Origin of the sequence: Hansschlegelia sp. (assembly GCF_035538955.1) — a bacterium.
In the GTDB taxonomy this organism is placed as follows: Bacteria; Pseudomonadota; Alphaproteobacteria; order Rhizobiales; family Methylopilaceae; genus Methylopila.
In genome coordinates this window covers 365,636-380,200 of the sequence record NZ_DATLJK010000015.1, presented here as the reverse complement: position 1 = coordinate 380,200, position 14,565 = coordinate 365,636, and the positions used below count along the sequence as shown (strand labels likewise).

Sequence of the window (14,565 nt, the reverse complement as noted above, 5' to 3'; positions counted from 1 at the left end):
CGCGATGAAGCTCTACCGTTTCCTCACAGGCCCGGACGACGCGGCGTTCTGCCGCCGCGTCTCGGACGCGATCAACAAGGGCTGGAGCCTGCAGGGCGATCCGACGCTGACCTACGACCCGGAGAAGAAGACCGTGGTCTGCGGGCAGGCGATCGTGAAGGAGATCGTCGGCGTCGAGTGGTCGGACGACATCAAGCTGTCCGACTGGTGACGATCGACAGGGCCGGCCGGCGCGGCGGAGTCCGGCCGCTCTCCTGAACGTCGCCTTCGATCGCGACAAGCTTCGGCCGGGCGGGCTTCTGCTGGGGTCCGCGCAGCACGGTTTCGGCGCGCAGCAGCAGTTCCTTGGCCTGCGCCTGGGAGCCCACCGCCTGGAGCGTCGCTGCGAGCCGCAGGCAGCTCTGCGCGAGCTCCGGGGCGAGCGGCGCGAGCGAAGGCGCGGAGATCGCGACGAGGTCGAGGGCCACGGTGGCGGCGGCGCCGGCGGCCGAGACCTGGCGCCGGTCGCCCGTGGCGTTCACCGGCGCGCCGGCCTCCAGCGCCTCGCGAACCTCGCGCGTCCAGCCTTCGCCGAACGCCCGCAGGATGCAGCGCTGCTCGCAGGCGCGGGCCACCAGCATCAGCCGCGCCACGTCGTCGGACTGGGCGCTGAGATCGACGGTGAGGATCGCGACGCCGCGCACCAGAGCCTCTTCGGCCTCGCGCAGCGAGCCCTCCTCGGCGTCGGCGGTCCATTCCAGCGCGAAGCGCAGATAGCTCGCGGCGAGCGGCGCGTTCCAGTCCGAGCGGTCGGGGTGGGAGGACCGCAGTTGCTCCCAGGCCGTCCAGGCGTCGCGATAGCGGCCGGCCCGTTCATGCGCGAGCGCGAGGCGCGCAAGGGCTGCGACCGGCGACTGCGTCCCGCTTGTTACGGGCCGTTCTGCTGCGTCGCGCGCCATCTCGCATCCTCATCGTGTCGTCGAACGGCGGACCCCGCCGGCCGCCAGACAATGGCCCATCCGGCTTGAAGGCCGCGTGAAGCCAACGGACTCGAATCGCGCGATCGTCTTCATCCTCCGGAAAGGCCGTTCCCGACGACGAATGTCGATGTCGCCTCGTCAGGCGCGGCGTGCCACATACCGCAGCGCAACCAAAGCGGAGCGCGGCATGGCCGGAGCAGGTCGTTTCTTCGAGGATTTCGTCGTCGGCGACGTCATCAGGCACGCCACCCCCCGGACGGTGACGGTGGGCGACGTCGCGCTCAACCAGGCGCTCTACGGCAACCGGTTTGTGGTCCAGTCCTCTGATGCGTTTGCGCAGGCGGTCGGCTATCCGCGGAGCCCGGTCGACGACCTGATCGCGTTCCATGTGGTGTTCGGCAAGACGGTGCCGGACGTCTCGCTCAACGCCTTCGCCAATCTCGGCTACGCCTCCGGCCGCTTCCTCGCGCCCGTTTTCCCCGGCGACACGCTGGTCTCGACCTCGGAAGTGATCGGCGTGCGCCCCACCTCGAAGGGCGACGCCGGCGTGGTCTGGGTGCGGACCCGCGGCGTGCGCGCCGACGGCACGCCCGTGCTCGAATATGTCCGCTGGGTGCTGGTCCGCATCCAGGGCGGCCGCCCCCTGCCCGATCCCGTGGTGCCTACCTTGCCGAGCGCGGTCGACCCGTCGGAGCTCGGCGCCGCATGCCCGCGCATCGATCGCGCCGCCTGGGACGACGCCGAAGCCGGGAGCGCGCGCCGCTTCGACGACTATGCGGTCGGCGAGAAGATCGACCATGTCGACGGCATGACGATCGAGGAAGCCGAGCACCAGCTCGCGACCCGGCTGTGGCAGAACACGGCGCGGGTGCATTTCGACGGCTACGCGCAGAAGAGCAGCAAGATCGGCCGTCGCCTCGTCTATGGCGGCCACGTCATCAGTCTGGCCCGCAGCCTCAGCTTCAACGGCCTTGAGAATGCGTTCCACATCGCCGGCATCAATGGCGGCCGGCACGTCGCGCCGATCTTTGCGGGAGACACGCTCTACGCGTGGTCGGAGATCATCGACAAACAGCCCCTGCCGGGCCGCGACGACGTCGGCGCGTTGCGGGTGCGGATCACCGGCCTGAAGGACTGCCCACCGACGGAGTTTCCGCGCGCAGCGCCAGACGGAAAGGATCACCCTTCCGTGGTGCTGGACCTCGATCTGTGGGTCCTGATCCCGCGTTAGCGGCTCAGGCGGCCTCGAGCGACGGATTGTGGGCGATCGCGCAACGTCGCTCGCTCGCCTCGCCGGCATGCAGCCGGCGCAGCACCACGCGAATGCCGGCGTCCTGCGTTTCCGAGATCTGGCGTATCTCGTCGGCGTCGCTCAGCCAGCGCGGAGTCCGGAAGACGTGCTCGCGCACGCGGATCATCGTCATGGCGTTGTGCAGGGCGATCATCAGCATACGCTCGCCCTCGAGCATCGGCTTGCCGGCCAGGGTCGGCAGACCTTCCTCGCGCCGCCACTCGGCAAGCATGGCGTTCCAGAGCGGCAGGCTCTTGCTGGCGCTGCGATAGATCGGCTCCGCATAGGCGTCGAGGCCGGCGCGGAAGAACAGCCGCGTCGCCGTCGGCGTCATGCGCGGCAGCATGTGGCCGTAGACCTCCGCGACCCGATCGACCATCGGCGCTCCAGCCGACGCCTCAAACCGCTCGAGCGCGCCGACGCTCCAATGTTCGCGGAACACCTCCGCGAAAACGGCGTCGATCAGATCGGTCTTGCTGTCGAAATAGCGATAGAGAAGCGCCTGCGTGACGCCGATCGACGCCGCGAGGTCGCGAGTGGGTCCGCTGAAGCCGTTTTCCGCGAAGAACTGACAGGCGGCTGTGATGATCTGAGCGCGCCGCACGTCGCCAGCGAGCCGCGCGGCCCGAGGCCGAACGATGGGCTCGCCGCGGCTCATGATCGACGTGATCGTCATGTCTTCTCTCGCCTCAGCCCTACAGACCAAATCAGGATGAGGGGAACGCAACCCTGAGGCATAGTTAGGGCTGCTCCTTAGCGACAATATGCCGCGGGGTCATGTGCGTTTATTTTCTCGGTGTGGCTGCGCGCCGATTCGGCTCCCTACCAAAGAGGGCCGCAGACCCGGGCCGCGCGCCGTTGCGCTGCGGCGCACCATCCGCTAGTTGCTGTGCGCGCACTTCGAAAAGGTCCAAAACCCATGGACTCGCCGAAAGCGGCCCCTTCCGCGGCCCGGCCGCTGTCTCCGCATCTTCAGATCTATCGGCCGATGCTGTCGATGATGATGTCGATCGTGCATCGCATCACCGGAGGCGCGCTTTACTTCGGCACGGCGCTGATCGCGATCTGGCTCGTGGCCGCCGCCTCGGGGCCTTCGGCCTTCGCGACGATCCAGGAAATCTACGGCTCGATTCCGGGGCTGCTGGTGCTGTTTTTCTACACCTGGGCGCTCATCCACCATGCGCTGGGCGGCGTCCGGCATCTGATCTGGGACACCGGCCATGGCTTCGAGCCCCGCGAGCGTGAACTGCTCTACCGGCTGACTCTCGGCGGCTCGATCGTGCTGACGCTGCTGATCTGGACGGTCGGCTACGCCGTGCGCGGCGGCGCAGGCTGAAGGAGACGCTCATGAGGACGCCCCTCGGCCACGTTCGCGGCCTTGGCGCCGCGAAGGCCGGCACCGAGCATTTCTGGATGCAGCGCATGACGGCGGTCGCGAACCTGCCGCTGACCCTCTTCTTCGTGGCCGTGGTGGTCGCTCTGTCGGGGTCGAGCCACGCCGGCGCGACCGCAATGCTGGGCACGCCCTGGATCGCCATCCCGATGCTGCTGCTGACCCTCTCGGTCACCTTCCACATGCGCATCGGCATGCAGGTGATCATCGAGGACTACGTGCATGACGAGCTGCTGAAGCCGATCGCCATCATGGCGAACAGCTTCTTCGCCGTGGCGGTCGGACTCGCCAGCGTGTTTGCGCTCCTCAAGATCAGTTTCGGGGTCTGAGCTATGGCCGGACCTGCGAGCCCCTCCCGCGGAGCCGGCGTCACGCCGGCCGTCAACGGACGCGCCTACCCGTTCACCGACCACACTTTCGACGTGCTGGTCGTCGGCGCCGGCGGCGCCGGCCTCCGCGCTGTCGTGGGCTGCTCCGAGGCGGGGCTCAAGACCGGCTGCATCACCAAGGTGTTCCCGACGCGCTCGCACACGGTGGCGGCGCAGGGCGGCATCTCGGCCGCGCTCGGCAACATGGGCGAGGACGACTGGCGCTTCCACATGTACGACACCGTCAAGGGCTCCGACTGGCTCGGGGACCAGGACGCGATCGAGTACCTGGTCCGCAACGCGCCGGCCGCCGTCTACGAGCTCGAGCACTGGGGCGTGCCGTTCTCGCGCACCGAGGAAGGCAAGATCTACCAGCGTCCGTTCGGCGGCATGACGACCCATTACGGCAAGGGCACCGCGCAGCGCACCTGCGCGGCCGCCGACCGCACCGGGCATGCCATCCTGCACACGCTCTATGGAGCGGCGCTGAAGGCCAAGGCGCAATTCTTCATCGAATACTTCGCCATCGACCTGATGATGGACGAGGAGGGCGCCTGCATCGGCGTCGTCGCGCTCAGAATGGACGACGGCACGCTGCACCGCTTCCGGGCCAAGCGGACGATCCTCGCGACCGGCGGCTACGGCCGCGCCTATTTCTCGGCGACCTCCGCGCACACCTGCACGGGCGACGGCAACGCCATGGTGCTGCGCGCCGGCCTGCCGCTGCAGGACATGGAGTTCGTGCAGTTCCACCCGACGGGGATCTATGGCGCAGGCTGCCTGATCACGGAAGGCGCGCGCGGCGAAGGCGGTTATCTGACGAATTCCGAGGGCGAGCGCTTCATGGAGCGCTATGCGCCCTCAGCCAAGGACCTCGCATCGCGCGACGTGGTCTCGCGCTCGATGACGATCGAAATTCGCGAAGGCCGTGGCGTCGGCAAGAACAAGGACCACATCTACCTGCATCTCGACCACCTCGACCCCGCCATTCTGCACGAGCGCCTGCCGGGCATCTCTGAGAGCGCGCAGATCTTCGCTGGGGTCGACCTGACGCGGGAGCCGATCCCGGTCCTGCCGACGGTGCACTACAACATGGGCGGCATCCCGACGAACTTTCACGGCGAGGTGCTGACCAAGGTGAACGGCGATCCGGATTCGGTCGTACAGGGCCTGATGGCGATCGGCGAGGCGGCCTGCGTCTCCGTCCATGGCGCGAACCGACTCGGCTCGAACTCGCTGATCGACCTGGTGGTGTTCGGCCGCGCCACCGCCGACCGCTGCGCCGAATTGGTTGAGCCGAACTCCAGGCATCCGGAGCTGCCGCGCGGCGCCTCCGATCCGGCGCTGGCCCGGCTCGACCGGCTGCGCCACGCCTCCGGCGGCACGCCGACGGCCCAGCTCCGCCTGAAAATGCAGAAGGTGATGCAGTCCAACTGCGCCGTGTTCCGCACCGGCGAGGTGCTCGAGGAAGGGCGCGGCCTGATCCACGACGTCTGGTCCGGCTCCGACGACGTCGGCATCACGGACCGCTCCCTGATCTGGAACTCCGACCTGATCGAGACGCTCGAATTCGACAATCTGATCGCGCAGGCGGTGGTCACGATGGAGAGCGCGGTCAACCGGCAGGAAAGCCGCGGCGCCCACGCCCGCGAGGATTTTCCGGACCGGAACGACAAGGAGTGGATGAAGCACACGCTGGCCTGGGCCGACACGCAGACCCGCGAGGTGTCGATCGACTACCGCCCGGTGCACACCTACACGATGACGAACGACATCCAGTACATCGAGCCGAAGGCGCGGGTTTATTGACCGCCCTGGCGTCGGCCGGCGCGCCAAGAAGCGCCTCGAACCTGATCGGGGCCTGAGGGAACATGGTCCAGCTCACCCTCCCGAAGAACTCGCGGATCATCGAAGGCAAGACCTGGCCGAAGCCTGCTGCCAAGAACGTCACGCCGTTCAAGGTCTATCGGTGGAATCCTGACGACGGCATGAACCCGCGCGTCGACACCTTTTGGGTCGACCGGGACGACTGCGGCCCGATGGTTCTGGACGGGCTCATCTGGATCAAGTCGAACGTCGATTCGACGCTGACGTTCCGGCGCTCCTGCCGCGAGGGCATCTGCGGCTCCTGCGCGATGAACATCGACGGGACCAACACCCTCGCCTGCACCAAGGGCATGGATGACTGCGCCGGCGGCAAGATCGTGAAGATCTACCCGCTGCCGCATATGCCGGTGGTCAAGGACCTCGTTCCGGACCTCACCCAATTCTACGCCCAGCATGCTTCGATCGAGCCCTGGCTCAAGACCGACACCCGCGAGCCGGGCGACGAGTGGCGGCAGTCGCGCGAGGATCGGGCCAAGCTCGATGGACTCTACGAGTGCATCCTGTGCGCCTGCTGCACGACGTCGTGCCCGAGCTACTGGTGGAATGGCGACCGCTATCTCGGCCCCGCCGCCTTGCTGCAGGCCTATCGCTGGCTTGTCGACAGCCGCGACGAGCGCACCGGCCAGCGCCTCGACGAGCTGGAGGATCCGTTCCGCCTCTACCGCTGCCACACCATCATGAACTGCGCCAAGACCTGTCCCAAGGGCCTCAACCCCGCCAAGGCCATCGCTCAGATCAAGCAGCTCATGGTCGCGCGGCAGTTCTAACCCTGCCCGCCATCCGATTGCTCATCAGAGCGTCCGCCGATAATTTAGGCGTGCCTAGCTGTCGACGCGCTCCGGCCGCGCGCCTAGCTCCCTAGTGTCCATAGGGCAAGGGAGGCCGCAATGAACGACACCGTCGAGCAGGATCGTCCCTGGACGCTCGAAAACGTACAGCAGCTGCAGGAGCTCGCACGAGAGAAGGCCCCCGCTGGCCTGATCGCCATGCGCCTGCGCCGGTCGCAGTCCGACGTTCACGCCAAGGCGTCGGAACTCGGGCTCACCCTCGCGGCCGAGTAGCCGCGACCTGCCTCCAGCCGGGCGCGCGTCGCCCGGCCCGGAGTCTTTTGTCCCGCATGGTTAACAAAAGCCTTCGGTTTGCTCCCGAACTTGAGTCGAATGCGAACGAATCGAGAATCGGCGATTCGTCCGCGATTCGTTCTTCTGGAACGAACCGTGACTCGACTCCCGCTGATGGAGATGCAGGAGCTCAGGACTCGCCCGAGGTCCTGTTAGTCCCGCGAATACTTCCGGGCGATCAGCCTGGACTCGCCGCCGACTCAGCCGCGGAGGGTCGCGCCCGTCGCCTTGGCGACCTGCGCCACGATGCGCTCCGCGATGGCCTCGATCTCGGCGTCGGTAAGCGTCTTCTCACGCGGCTGCAGCGTGACCGCCAGAGCGAGCGAGACCTTGCCTTCCGGCACGCCCGGTCCCTCGTAGCGGTCGAACAGGTCGACGCGCGTGACCAGCTTGCGGTCAGCGGCTTGGGCGGCCCGGATCAGCTCGGCCGCCGGCACATCGCGGTCGGCCAGGAAGGCGAAATCGCGCGAAACCGGCTGCAGGGCTGAGCCCTCGAAGGGCGGCTTGGCCCGCGTCGGTTTCGCCTTGGGCTGCGGCGCGGCGTCGAGGGTCAATTCGAAGCCGACGAGCGGGCCGGAGGCGCCGAGCGCCTGCAGCGCCCGGGGGTGAAGCTCTCCGAACGCGCCGAGAATAACCTTAGGACCAAGCTGCAGCGCCGCCGACCGGCCCGGATGGAACCAGCTGGGCGCGGCCCCTTGGGCCACTTGGACGGAGGCGGGCGAAACGCCGAGCGCGGCGAGCGCCGCCAGCGCATCGCCCTTAGCGTCGAAGGCGTCCACGGGGAGCGTCGCCTCACCCCAATGCCTGCCGGCGCCACGCGCCTTCGCGGTTCCGCGCCGGACGCCGGCGGCCGACATGCGTTGGTCCTCTGGGCGGTCCCCCAGAAAGGTTTGTCCGACCTCGAACAGCGCCACGTCGCCGACGCCGCGGTCGGCGTTGCGCTGCGCCGCTGCGATCAGGGCCGGCAGCAGGCTCGGCCGCATGTCCGAGAGGTCGGCCGAGATCGGATTGGCGAGCGCGAGTTCCGCCTTGCCGCCCCCAAAGGCTTCGGCCTGAGCCTTCGACACGAAGGACCACGTCACCGCTTCTACCAGCCCCCGCGCGGCGAGCGTCCGCCGCGCGTTGCGCGCGCGGCGCTGGATCAGGCTCAGCCTCGCGCCCGACACGCTGGCGGTCGCCGGCAGCGGGGTCGCGGCGACGCGATCAAGTCCGATGATCCGCACCACCTCCTCGACGAGGTCGGCCTTGCCCTCGACGTCGGGCCGCCAGCTCGGAACCGCGACCTTCAGTCGATCGCCATGGCCGGTGACCCAGAAGCCAAGCAGGCCAAGCGTGGCCTTGATCTCGGCCGGAGCGAGATCAAGGCCGGTGAGACGGCGCACCTCCGAGACGGGGAAGTCGATGATCAGGTTCCGCTCGGGGACTGCGCCGGCCGAGACGATCTCGGACGGCTCGCCGCCGCAGATCTCGAGCACGAGCTGGGTCGCAAGCTCGAGGCCCGGAACCGTGAAGGCCGGATCGACGCCGCGTTCGAACCGGTAGCGGGCGTCCGAGTTGACGTTAAGCGTTCGGCCGGTGCGGGCGATGTTGAGCGGGTCCCAAAGCGCGCTTTCGATCAGCACGTCGGTCGTGCTCTCGTCGCAGCCGGTAGCCGCGCCGCCGATCACGCCGGCGAGCGACTGGACGCCATTGTCGTCCGCGATGACGCACATCGTCTCGTCAACCGCATAGGTCTTGCCGTCGAGCGCGAGGAAGCTCTCGCCGGCGCGCCCGCGGCGCACCATGAGGTCGCCCTTCACCTTGGCCGCGTCGAACACATGCAGCGGCCGGTTGCGGTCGAAGGTCATGTAATTGGTGACGTCGACCAGCGCGTTGATCGGCTTTTGGCCGATCGCCTTGAGTCGGCGGCGCAGCCATTCGGGCGCCTGGCCGTTCCGGACGCCACGCACCAGCCGCAGCGCGAAGAAGGGCGACAGCGGCTCCGCGTCGCCGAAGTCGAACCGCACCGCCTTGGGGCACGGGAAAGCGCCTACGACCGGCTTGATCGCCGGGTCGCGCAGTTCGCCGATCTCGGCGGCGGCGAGATCGCGCGCGACGCCGTGCACGCCGAGGCAATCCGGCCGGTTTGGGGTGACGGCGATCTCGATCACCGGATCGTCGAGCCCCACCATGGGGGCGAAGGGGCGGCCGACCGGCGCGTTCTCGGGCAGCTCCATGATGCCGTCATGCTCGTCGCCCAGCCCAAGCTCGCGCGAGGAGCACAGCATGCCGCCGGAGGCGACGCCGCGGATCTCGGACGCGCCGAGCTTCTGGCCCGTCGCCGGAATGACGGTCCCCGGGGCGGCGAACACGACCTTGAGGCCCGGCCGCGCGTTCGGAGCGCCGCACACCACCTGCAGGGGCGCGCCCTTGCCGACGTCCACCATGCAGACCTGGAGCTTGTCGGCGTTCGGGTGCCGGCTGGCTTCGAGGATGTGGCCGACGATGAACGCCGACAGATCCCCCGCCTTATCCTCGACGTGCTCCACCTCGAGGCCCACGCGGGTCAACGTGTCGGTGACCGTCTTGAGGTCGGCGTCGCCGCCGAGGTGCTCTTTCAGCCAGGAGAGCGAGAACTTCACGACGACAGCCCTCCGGCGAGCGTCGGGAAGTCGAGCGGGCGGAAGCCGTAATGCGCGAGCCAGCGGGCGTCCGCGCCGAACAGGTCGCGCAGATCCGGCATGCCGTATTTCAGCATCGCGATCCGGTCGATGCCGATGCCCCAGGCGAAGCCTTGCCAGACGTCAGGGTCGAGGCCGCAGTTCCGCAGAACGTTGGGATGGACCATCCCGCAGCCCAGAATCTCGAGCCAGTCGTCGCCCTCGCCGATCCGGATCTCGTTCGGCAGCTTGCGACAGCGGACGTCGACTTCCATTGACGGCTCGGTGAAGGGGAAGAAAGACGGCCGGAACCGCAGCTCGACCGACGGCACCTCGAAAAAGGTCTTGAGGAACTCTTCCAGCACCCATTTGAGGTGGCCGAGATGGGCGTCGCGGTCGATCACCAGCCCCTCGACCTGATGGAACATCGGCGTGTGCGTCTGGTCCATGTCGAAGCGGTAGGTGCGGCCGGGGCAGATCACACGGATCGGCGGCTCCTGCGACTGCATGGTCCGGATCTGCACCGGGCTGGTGTGGGTCCGCAGCAGCAGGCGCTCGCCGTTCTCCTTCTCCGGCAGGAAGAAGGTGTCGTGCATCTCCCGCGCCGGATGGCCGACGGGGAAGTTCAGCTTGGTGAAGTTGAGGTCGTCGGTCTCGATGTCCGGGCCTTCGGCGACGGAAAAGCCCATCGCGGAGAAGATCGCGACGAGTTCGTCCGTAACCTGACTGACTGGGTGAATGCGGCCGGTCTCGAGCGGGCTCTCCCGCACCGGAAGCGAGACATCGAGCTTCTCGGACGCGAGCCGCGCCTCGAGCGCGGCGTCCGCAATTGCCGCCTTCTTCTCCGCGATGGCGGCGGCGACGCGGTCGCGCAGCGCGTTCAGGGCCGGGCCGACCGTCCTGCGCTGCTCGGGGTCCATGCCGCCGAGCGTCTTCATCTTCTCGGAGACCGAGCCCTTCTTCCCGAGCGCCGCGACGCGCACGGCCTCGAGCGCGGCTTCGTCGGAGGCCGCGCCGATCGATCCGAGGATCTCGGCTTCAAGGGTGTTCAGGCTGTCGAGGTCGGACATGGGGGAGGACGCCGGATCGCGATACAGCGCCGTGCTCGCGACAACGGCGCCTCCACCCGCGGCGTCGTCCTCCGGTTCGACCGGAGGACCCATGTCGGGTCCGGAGCTCTACGCCTGAGATGGATCCTCCGGACAAGCCGGAGGATGACGAGCTCTATGCGGGAAGGCCGGCGCGGAGCCGGCCTCAGGGCCTCACGCCGGAAGCGCGGCCTTGGCCTTTTCGGCCAGAGCGGCGAACGCGGCCGGCTCGGCGATGGCGAGCTCCGACATTGTCCGACGGTCCATCTCGATGCCGGCCTTGCCGAGGCCGTCGATGAACCGCGAATAGGTCAGGCCGTGCTCGCGCACGGCGGCGTTGATGCGCTGGATCCAGAGCGCCCGGAAGGTCCGCTTCTTGTTCTTGCGGTCCCGGTAGGCGTACTGCATCGACCGATCGACGGCCGCCTTGGCGGCGCGGATCGTGTTCTTGCGGCGGCCGTAAAAGCCCTTCGCGGCGGCGAGGGTCTTCTTGTGTTTGGCGTGGGACGTAACGCCCCGTTTCACGCGAGCCATGGTCTAATCTCTCAAGCGTTTATGGGGAAAAGCAGCTTCAGCCGTAGGGCAGGAACGTCCTGACGATCCGCGCGTCCTGCGGCGTCAGGATGGTGGTGCCCCGCTGATTGCGGATCTGCTTGTTGGTGCGCTTGATCATGCCGTGGCGCTTGCCGGCCTGGGCAGAGATGACCTTGCCGGTCCCGGTGAAGCGGAAGCGTTTCTTCGCCGCCGACTTCGACTTGATCTTGGGCATTTCGCTCTCCGAAGTGAGGAGAGGCCTCGCTGAACGATCGCGCCGCCGCCGGGCGAACCGGAGACGGAGAAATCAGGCGCAAAGCCTCGAGCATGGGGCGCGCCACGGCAGCCCATACTGGCCGGGCCCGCGCGGAAGCCGGGCTTATAGGCTGCAGCCCGCGAATTTGCAACGGCTGGAGCCCGCCGACGCGCCGGTGCGGGGCGGCTATTTGGGCGGCGTCAGCGCGACGCCGATGCTGCGGCCCGGCGCATTGCTGATCTGCAGCGTGGCGGGGCCGGCCGAGAGCTCGTAACGCAGCGTCTTGCGGGCGCCTTCACAATCCAAGACGCCTGAGAATTCCGTTGGCTGAAGCGCCCTGCCGTCCTGCACCAGATCCGTCCACGCCGCTTCGGTCAGGGTGATCTGGTAGACGCCCGCCTTCGCCTCGAAGCGCAGAATGCCGCCTTGAGAGCGTGGCGCAGGCGTCCGCTGCGGCGGAAGGGCGAAATCCGCCGAGGCGTCGTCCTTCAAGCCAAGGCGCAACCCGATGGGCGCCGCGACGTCGACGCTCGCGCCGCTCTCCACCCAGCGCGGCTGCGCGAGCAGCTTCAGGTCAGGCGCGATCGGCCAGGCGAAGGCGCCGCAGCCGCCTGTCTGGGCTGCGCCGGCCGGCGCGGCCATGAGCGCGCCAGCCAGGATCAGGAAGCTGAGGCGAACGGGCTTCATTGCGACGCCTTTGCCCACTGTTGGTCGATCCCGCCGGTCTGTCAGGCCGACGCGCCGGTCAGCGCCCGCAGGGCCGCCCCGACCGGATGGCTCGAATCCAGCATCAGCCTGAGCGCAAGCGCAAGCGCGACCACGACCAGCAGGGGCTTCACGAGACCGACCCCATGCTTCAGCGCCAATGCCGAGCCGATGCGCGCGCCCACGAAGGCGCCGGCCGCCATGGCGAGGCCGGCCGACCAGACGATCGTGCCGGCGGCCAGGAAGACGAGCAGGCTCGCGACGTTGGAGGCGAGATTGAGGAGCTTGGTGCGCGCCACCGCGCGCAGGGCGCCGAGGCCCGCAAGGCCGACGATCGCGATCATGAAGAAAGATCCGGCGCCAGGGCCGAACAGACCGTCATAGAAGCCGATTGGGAGGGCCGCGCACAGGGCGAAAGCGCGCGGCGACAGGCGGGCCGTCACGTCGATGTCCGACATCCGGGGGCCGAAGGCGAAGTAGAGCGCGACCGCGATCAGCAGGAAAGGCAGCCCGACCCGCATCACGTGGATCGGCGCGAAAGCGATGCAAAGCGCTCCAAGGATAGAGCCGGCGAAGGAGGACGCCGCGAGCCCCCAAGTTTCGGCGGCGCGGAGGTCGAGCAGGCCGGCGCGCGCGAACCGGGCGGTCGCGGTCGCGGTTCCGAGCGTGCCCTGAAGCTTGTTGGTCGCGACCGCAGACGCCGGATCGAGCCCGCCGAGGAGCAGAACCGGCAGCGCGATCAATCCGCCGCCGCCTGCGATCGCGTCGATCGTGCCGGAAACGACGCCCGAAAGCGCGAACAGGAGCAGGGTTTCGGGCGGAAAGGACAACAGCAAGCCGGAGGCTGACGCGAGGCGGGGCATGCTGATAGCACCCCGGAAGAGCTCCGTCAGGCGTTCGGTCGCTGGCGCGCCTGCCGCAGGCTATCATGGCGCGAGATATTCGATGCAGGAGCGGGGATGATCGACGAAACGGCCGTGACTGCGCTGTTCGAGGCCGCGCTCACTGCGCGCGCGCATGCCTACGCGCCCTATTCGGGTTTTGCGGTCGGCGCGGCGGTGCTGACGCAGGATGACGCGGTCCATGCCGGCTGCAATGTCGAAAATGCCGCCTATCCGGTCGGCGCCTGCGCGGAGGCGGGGGCGATCTCGGCGATGGCGGCTTCCGGGGCCCGGAAGATCGCCGCCGTCCTTGTGGTGGCGGATGGCGAGGCGCTCTGCACGCCATGCGGCGCCTGCCGGCAGCGCATCCGCGAATTCGCGGCCCCGGACGCCGTTGTGATCGTCGCCGGCCCTGAAGGCGTCCGGGCGCGCTTCACCCTGGAAGCGCTGCTGCCGGAGAGCTTTGGCCCCGCCAATCTGCCCGACGCGGCCGCACGTGATTGACAAGCTCGTCTGCGGGACCCCAAACGTCCCGCGCCAGCACGTCAGGAGTTTTCGCCCATGAGCCACGCCGATCTCGCCTCCGTCATCGAGGCCGCCTGGGAGCGCCGCGCCGAGATCGGACCTTCGACCAAGGGCCCGGAACGCGAGGCTGTCGAGCGCGTCCTCGCCGCCATGGACAGCGGCGAACTTCGGGTGGCGACGCCCGAGAACGGCGGCTGGACGGTGCACCAGTGGGTCAAGAAGGCCGTGTTGCTGTCGTTCCGCCTGAACGACATGGAGCGCATCCCCGGCGGGCCCGGCAAGGCTGCCTGGTGGGACAAGGTCGCCTCCAAGTTCGACGGCTGGGACGAAGGACGCTTCAAGCAGGCCGGCTTCCGCGCGGTGCCGGGCTCGATCGTCCGACGCTCGGCCTATGTGGCGCCGGGCGTGGTGCTGATGCCGTCCTTCGTGAATGTCGGCGCCTATGTGGACAGCGGCACGATGGTCGACACCTGGGTGACGATCGGCTCCTGCGCGCAGATCGGCAAGGATTGTCACATCTCCGGCGGCGTCGGCATCGGCGGCGTGCTCGAGCCGCTGCAGGCCGGACCGGTCATCATCGAGGACAACTGCTTCATCGGCGCCCGCTCCGAGGTCGCCGAAGGCGTGATCGTCCGCAAGGGCTCGGTGCTGTCCATGGGGGTATTCCTTGGCGCCTCGACGAAGATCGTCGACCGGGTGATCGGAGAGGTTTTCGTCGGAGAGGTGCCTGAATACTCCGTCGTGGTTCCGGGCGCGCTGCCCGGCAAGCCGCTGAAGGATGGCTCGCCCGGCCCTGCCCTGTCCTGCGCCGTCATCGTGAAGCGCGTCGACGAGAAGACCCGCTCCAAGACCGGGATCAACGAGCTGTTGAGGGATTGAGGTCGTAAGCGGCCTGCCCTCTCCCGCTCGGGCGGCAGG

General features: G+C 68.3%; 17 protein-coding genes. 9 read left to right on the top strand and 8 right to left on the bottom strand.

Annotation, left to right across the window (positions count from 1 at the left end):
• Window positions 1-4: 4 nt before the first annotated feature.
• Window positions 5-211, top strand: a complete 207-nt coding sequence (locus VM780_RS13800) for a DUF1737 domain-containing protein (protein ID WP_325448267.1) — start codon at window positions 5-7, stop codon at window positions 209-211.
• On the opposite strand, the gene VM780_RS13795 is transcribed toward VM780_RS13800, so the two are convergent.
• Complete coding sequence (locus tag VM780_RS13795; protein ID WP_325448265.1) at window positions 192-938, bottom strand: hypothetical protein; 747 nt, start codon at window positions 936-938, stop codon at window positions 192-194. The two genes, VM780_RS13800 and VM780_RS13795, sit on opposite strands and share 20 nt — an antisense overlap.
• Window positions 939-1,146: 208 nt before the next feature.
• Here VM780_RS13795 and VM780_RS13790 point away from each other — a divergent pair, with 208 nt between their 5' ends.
• Window positions 1,147-2,190, top strand: a complete 1,044-nt coding sequence (locus VM780_RS13790; protein ID WP_325448263.1) for a MaoC family dehydratase — start codon at window positions 1,147-1,149, stop codon at window positions 2,188-2,190.
• Window positions 2,191-2,194: 4 nt separating this feature from the next.
• Here VM780_RS13790 and VM780_RS13785 read toward each other — a convergent pair whose 3' ends face one another.
• A complete protein-coding gene (locus VM780_RS13785) occupies window positions 2,195-2,926 on the bottom strand; it encodes a helix-turn-helix domain-containing protein (protein ID WP_325448261.1) in 732 nt (243 codons plus the stop codon).
• A 243-nt stretch (window positions 2,927-3,169) separates the two neighbouring features.
• Here VM780_RS13785 and sdhC point away from each other — a divergent pair, with 243 nt between their 5' ends.
• From sdhC to VM780_RS13760, 5 genes are all read left to right on the top strand, one after another.
• Window positions 3,170-3,586, top strand: a complete 417-nt coding sequence (gene sdhC / locus VM780_RS13780; RefSeq protein WP_325448259.1) for a succinate dehydrogenase, cytochrome b556 subunit — start codon at window positions 3,170-3,172, stop codon at window positions 3,584-3,586.
• Window positions 3,587-3,597: 11 nt separating this feature from the next.
• Window positions 3,598-3,972 carry a succinate dehydrogenase, hydrophobic membrane anchor protein gene (sdhD, locus tag VM780_RS13775; RefSeq protein ID WP_325448257.1) on the top strand — a complete coding sequence of 125 codons (375 nt, stop codon included), beginning with the start codon at window positions 3,598-3,600 and terminating at the stop codon, window positions 3,970-3,972.
• A 3-nt stretch (window positions 3,973-3,975) separates the two neighbouring features.
• Entirely contained in the window at window positions 3,976-5,820 is a 1,845-nt protein-coding gene (sdhA, locus tag VM780_RS13770) for a succinate dehydrogenase flavoprotein subunit (protein ID WP_325448255.1), read from the top strand.
• A gap of 62 nt (window positions 5,821-5,882) precedes the next feature.
• The gene (locus tag VM780_RS13765) at window positions 5,883-6,665 is read left to right on the top strand and encodes a succinate dehydrogenase iron-sulfur subunit (protein WP_325448253.1); all 783 of its coding nucleotides are present in this window, start codon (window positions 5,883-5,885) and stop codon (window positions 6,663-6,665) included.
• 120 nt (window positions 6,666-6,785) lie between these two features.
• Window positions 6,786-6,959 carry a hypothetical protein gene (locus tag VM780_RS13760; protein WP_325448251.1) on the top strand — a complete coding sequence of 58 codons (174 nt, stop codon included), beginning with the start codon at window positions 6,786-6,788 and terminating at the stop codon, window positions 6,957-6,959.
• 260 nt (window positions 6,960-7,219) lie between these two features.
• Here the strand turns inward: VM780_RS13760 and pheT are convergent, their stop codons facing one another.
• The 6 genes from pheT to VM780_RS13730 all read right to left on the bottom strand — a co-directional run bounded on the left by pheT (window position 7,220) and on the right by VM780_RS13730 (window position 13,104).
• Entirely contained in the window at window positions 7,220-9,640 is a 2,421-nt protein-coding gene (gene pheT, locus VM780_RS13755; protein WP_325448249.1) for a phenylalanine--tRNA ligase subunit beta, read from the bottom strand.
• The gene (gene pheS / locus VM780_RS13750; RefSeq protein ID WP_325448247.1) at window positions 9,637-10,728 is read right to left on the bottom strand and encodes a phenylalanine--tRNA ligase subunit alpha; all 1,092 of its coding nucleotides are present in this window, start codon (window positions 10,726-10,728) and stop codon (window positions 9,637-9,639) included. Before pheS ends, pheT begins: the two co-directional genes overlap by 4 nt.
• A 192-nt stretch (window positions 10,729-10,920) precedes the next feature.
• Window positions 10,921-11,280, bottom strand: a complete 360-nt coding sequence (rplT, locus tag VM780_RS13745; protein ID WP_325448245.1) for a 50S ribosomal protein L20 — start codon at window positions 11,278-11,280, stop codon at window positions 10,921-10,923.
• Window positions 11,281-11,317: 37 nt separating this feature from the next.
• Window positions 11,318-11,515, bottom strand: coding sequence for a 50S ribosomal protein L35 (rpmI, locus tag VM780_RS13740; RefSeq protein ID WP_131003061.1), 198 nt, complete (start codon window positions 11,513-11,515; stop codon window positions 11,318-11,320).
• A gap of 207 nt (window positions 11,516-11,722) precedes the next feature.
• Window positions 11,723-12,223, bottom strand: a complete 501-nt coding sequence (locus VM780_RS13735) for a hypothetical protein (RefSeq protein WP_325448243.1) — start codon at window positions 12,221-12,223, stop codon at window positions 11,723-11,725.
• Window positions 12,224-12,264: 41 nt separating this feature from the next.
• Window positions 12,265-13,104 (bottom strand): TSUP family transporter, encoded by an 840-nt coding sequence (locus VM780_RS13730; RefSeq protein ID WP_325448241.1) that lies wholly within the window; start codon window positions 13,102-13,104, stop codon window positions 12,265-12,267.
• Window positions 13,105-13,200: 96 nt separating this feature from the next.
• Between VM780_RS13730 and VM780_RS13725 the strand changes: the two genes are divergently transcribed.
• Both VM780_RS13725 and dapD read left to right on the top strand, forming a co-directional pair.
• The gene (locus VM780_RS13725) at window positions 13,201-13,626 is read left to right on the top strand and encodes a cytidine deaminase (RefSeq protein ID WP_325448238.1); all 426 of its coding nucleotides are present in this window, start codon (window positions 13,201-13,203) and stop codon (window positions 13,624-13,626) included.
• 57 nt (window positions 13,627-13,683) lie between these two features.
• A complete protein-coding gene (gene dapD, locus VM780_RS13720) occupies window positions 13,684-14,526 on the top strand; it encodes a 2,3,4,5-tetrahydropyridine-2,6-dicarboxylate N-succinyltransferase (protein WP_325448237.1) in 843 nt (280 codons plus the stop codon).
• Window positions 14,527-14,565 lie beyond the last annotated feature (39 nt).

Excerpts from the sequence above, each read along its gene's own strand:
- VM780_RS13800 (WP_325448267.1), top strand. The coding sequence starts at position 5 with ATGAAGCTCTACCGTTTCCTCACAGGCCCGGACGACGCGGCGTTCTGC.
- VM780_RS13795 (WP_325448265.1), bottom strand. The coding sequence starts at position 938 with ATGGCGCGCGACGCAGCAGAACGGCCCGTAACAAGCGGGACGCAGTCG.
- VM780_RS13790 (WP_325448263.1), top strand. The coding sequence starts at position 1,147 with ATGGCCGGAGCAGGTCGTTTCTTCGAGGATTTCGTCGTCGGCGACGTC.
- VM780_RS13785 (WP_325448261.1), bottom strand. The coding sequence starts at position 2,926 with ATGACGATCACGTCGATCATGAGCCGCGGCGAGCCCATCGTTCGGCCT.
- sdhC (WP_325448259.1), top strand. The coding sequence starts at position 3,170 with ATGGACTCGCCGAAAGCGGCCCCTTCCGCGGCCCGGCCGCTGTCTCCG.
- sdhD (WP_325448257.1), top strand. The coding sequence starts at position 3,598 with ATGAGGACGCCCCTCGGCCACGTTCGCGGCCTTGGCGCCGCGAAGGCC.
- sdhA (WP_325448255.1), top strand. The coding sequence starts at position 3,976 with ATGGCCGGACCTGCGAGCCCCTCCCGCGGAGCCGGCGTCACGCCGGCC.
- VM780_RS13765 (WP_325448253.1), top strand. The coding sequence starts at position 5,883 with ATGGTCCAGCTCACCCTCCCGAAGAACTCGCGGATCATCGAAGGCAAG.
- VM780_RS13760 (WP_325448251.1), top strand. The coding sequence starts at position 6,786 with ATGAACGACACCGTCGAGCAGGATCGTCCCTGGACGCTCGAAAACGTA.
- pheS (WP_325448247.1), bottom strand. The coding sequence starts at position 10,728 with ATGTCCGACCTCGACAGCCTGAACACCCTTGAAGCCGAGATCCTCGGA.
- rplT (WP_325448245.1), bottom strand. The coding sequence starts at position 11,280 with ATGGCTCGCGTGAAACGGGGCGTTACGTCCCACGCCAAACACAAGAAG.
- rpmI (WP_131003061.1), bottom strand. The coding sequence starts at position 11,515 with ATGCCCAAGATCAAGTCGAAGTCGGCGGCGAAGAAACGCTTCCGCTTC.
- VM780_RS13735 (WP_325448243.1), bottom strand. The coding sequence starts at position 12,223 with ATGAAGCCCGTTCGCCTCAGCTTCCTGATCCTGGCTGGCGCGCTCATG.
- VM780_RS13730 (WP_325448241.1), bottom strand. The coding sequence starts at position 13,104 with ATGCCCCGCCTCGCGTCAGCCTCCGGCTTGCTGTTGTCCTTTCCGCCC.
- VM780_RS13725 (WP_325448238.1), top strand. The coding sequence starts at position 13,201 with ATGATCGACGAAACGGCCGTGACTGCGCTGTTCGAGGCCGCGCTCACT.
- dapD (WP_325448237.1), top strand. The coding sequence starts at position 13,684 with ATGAGCCACGCCGATCTCGCCTCCGTCATCGAGGCCGCCTGGGAGCGC.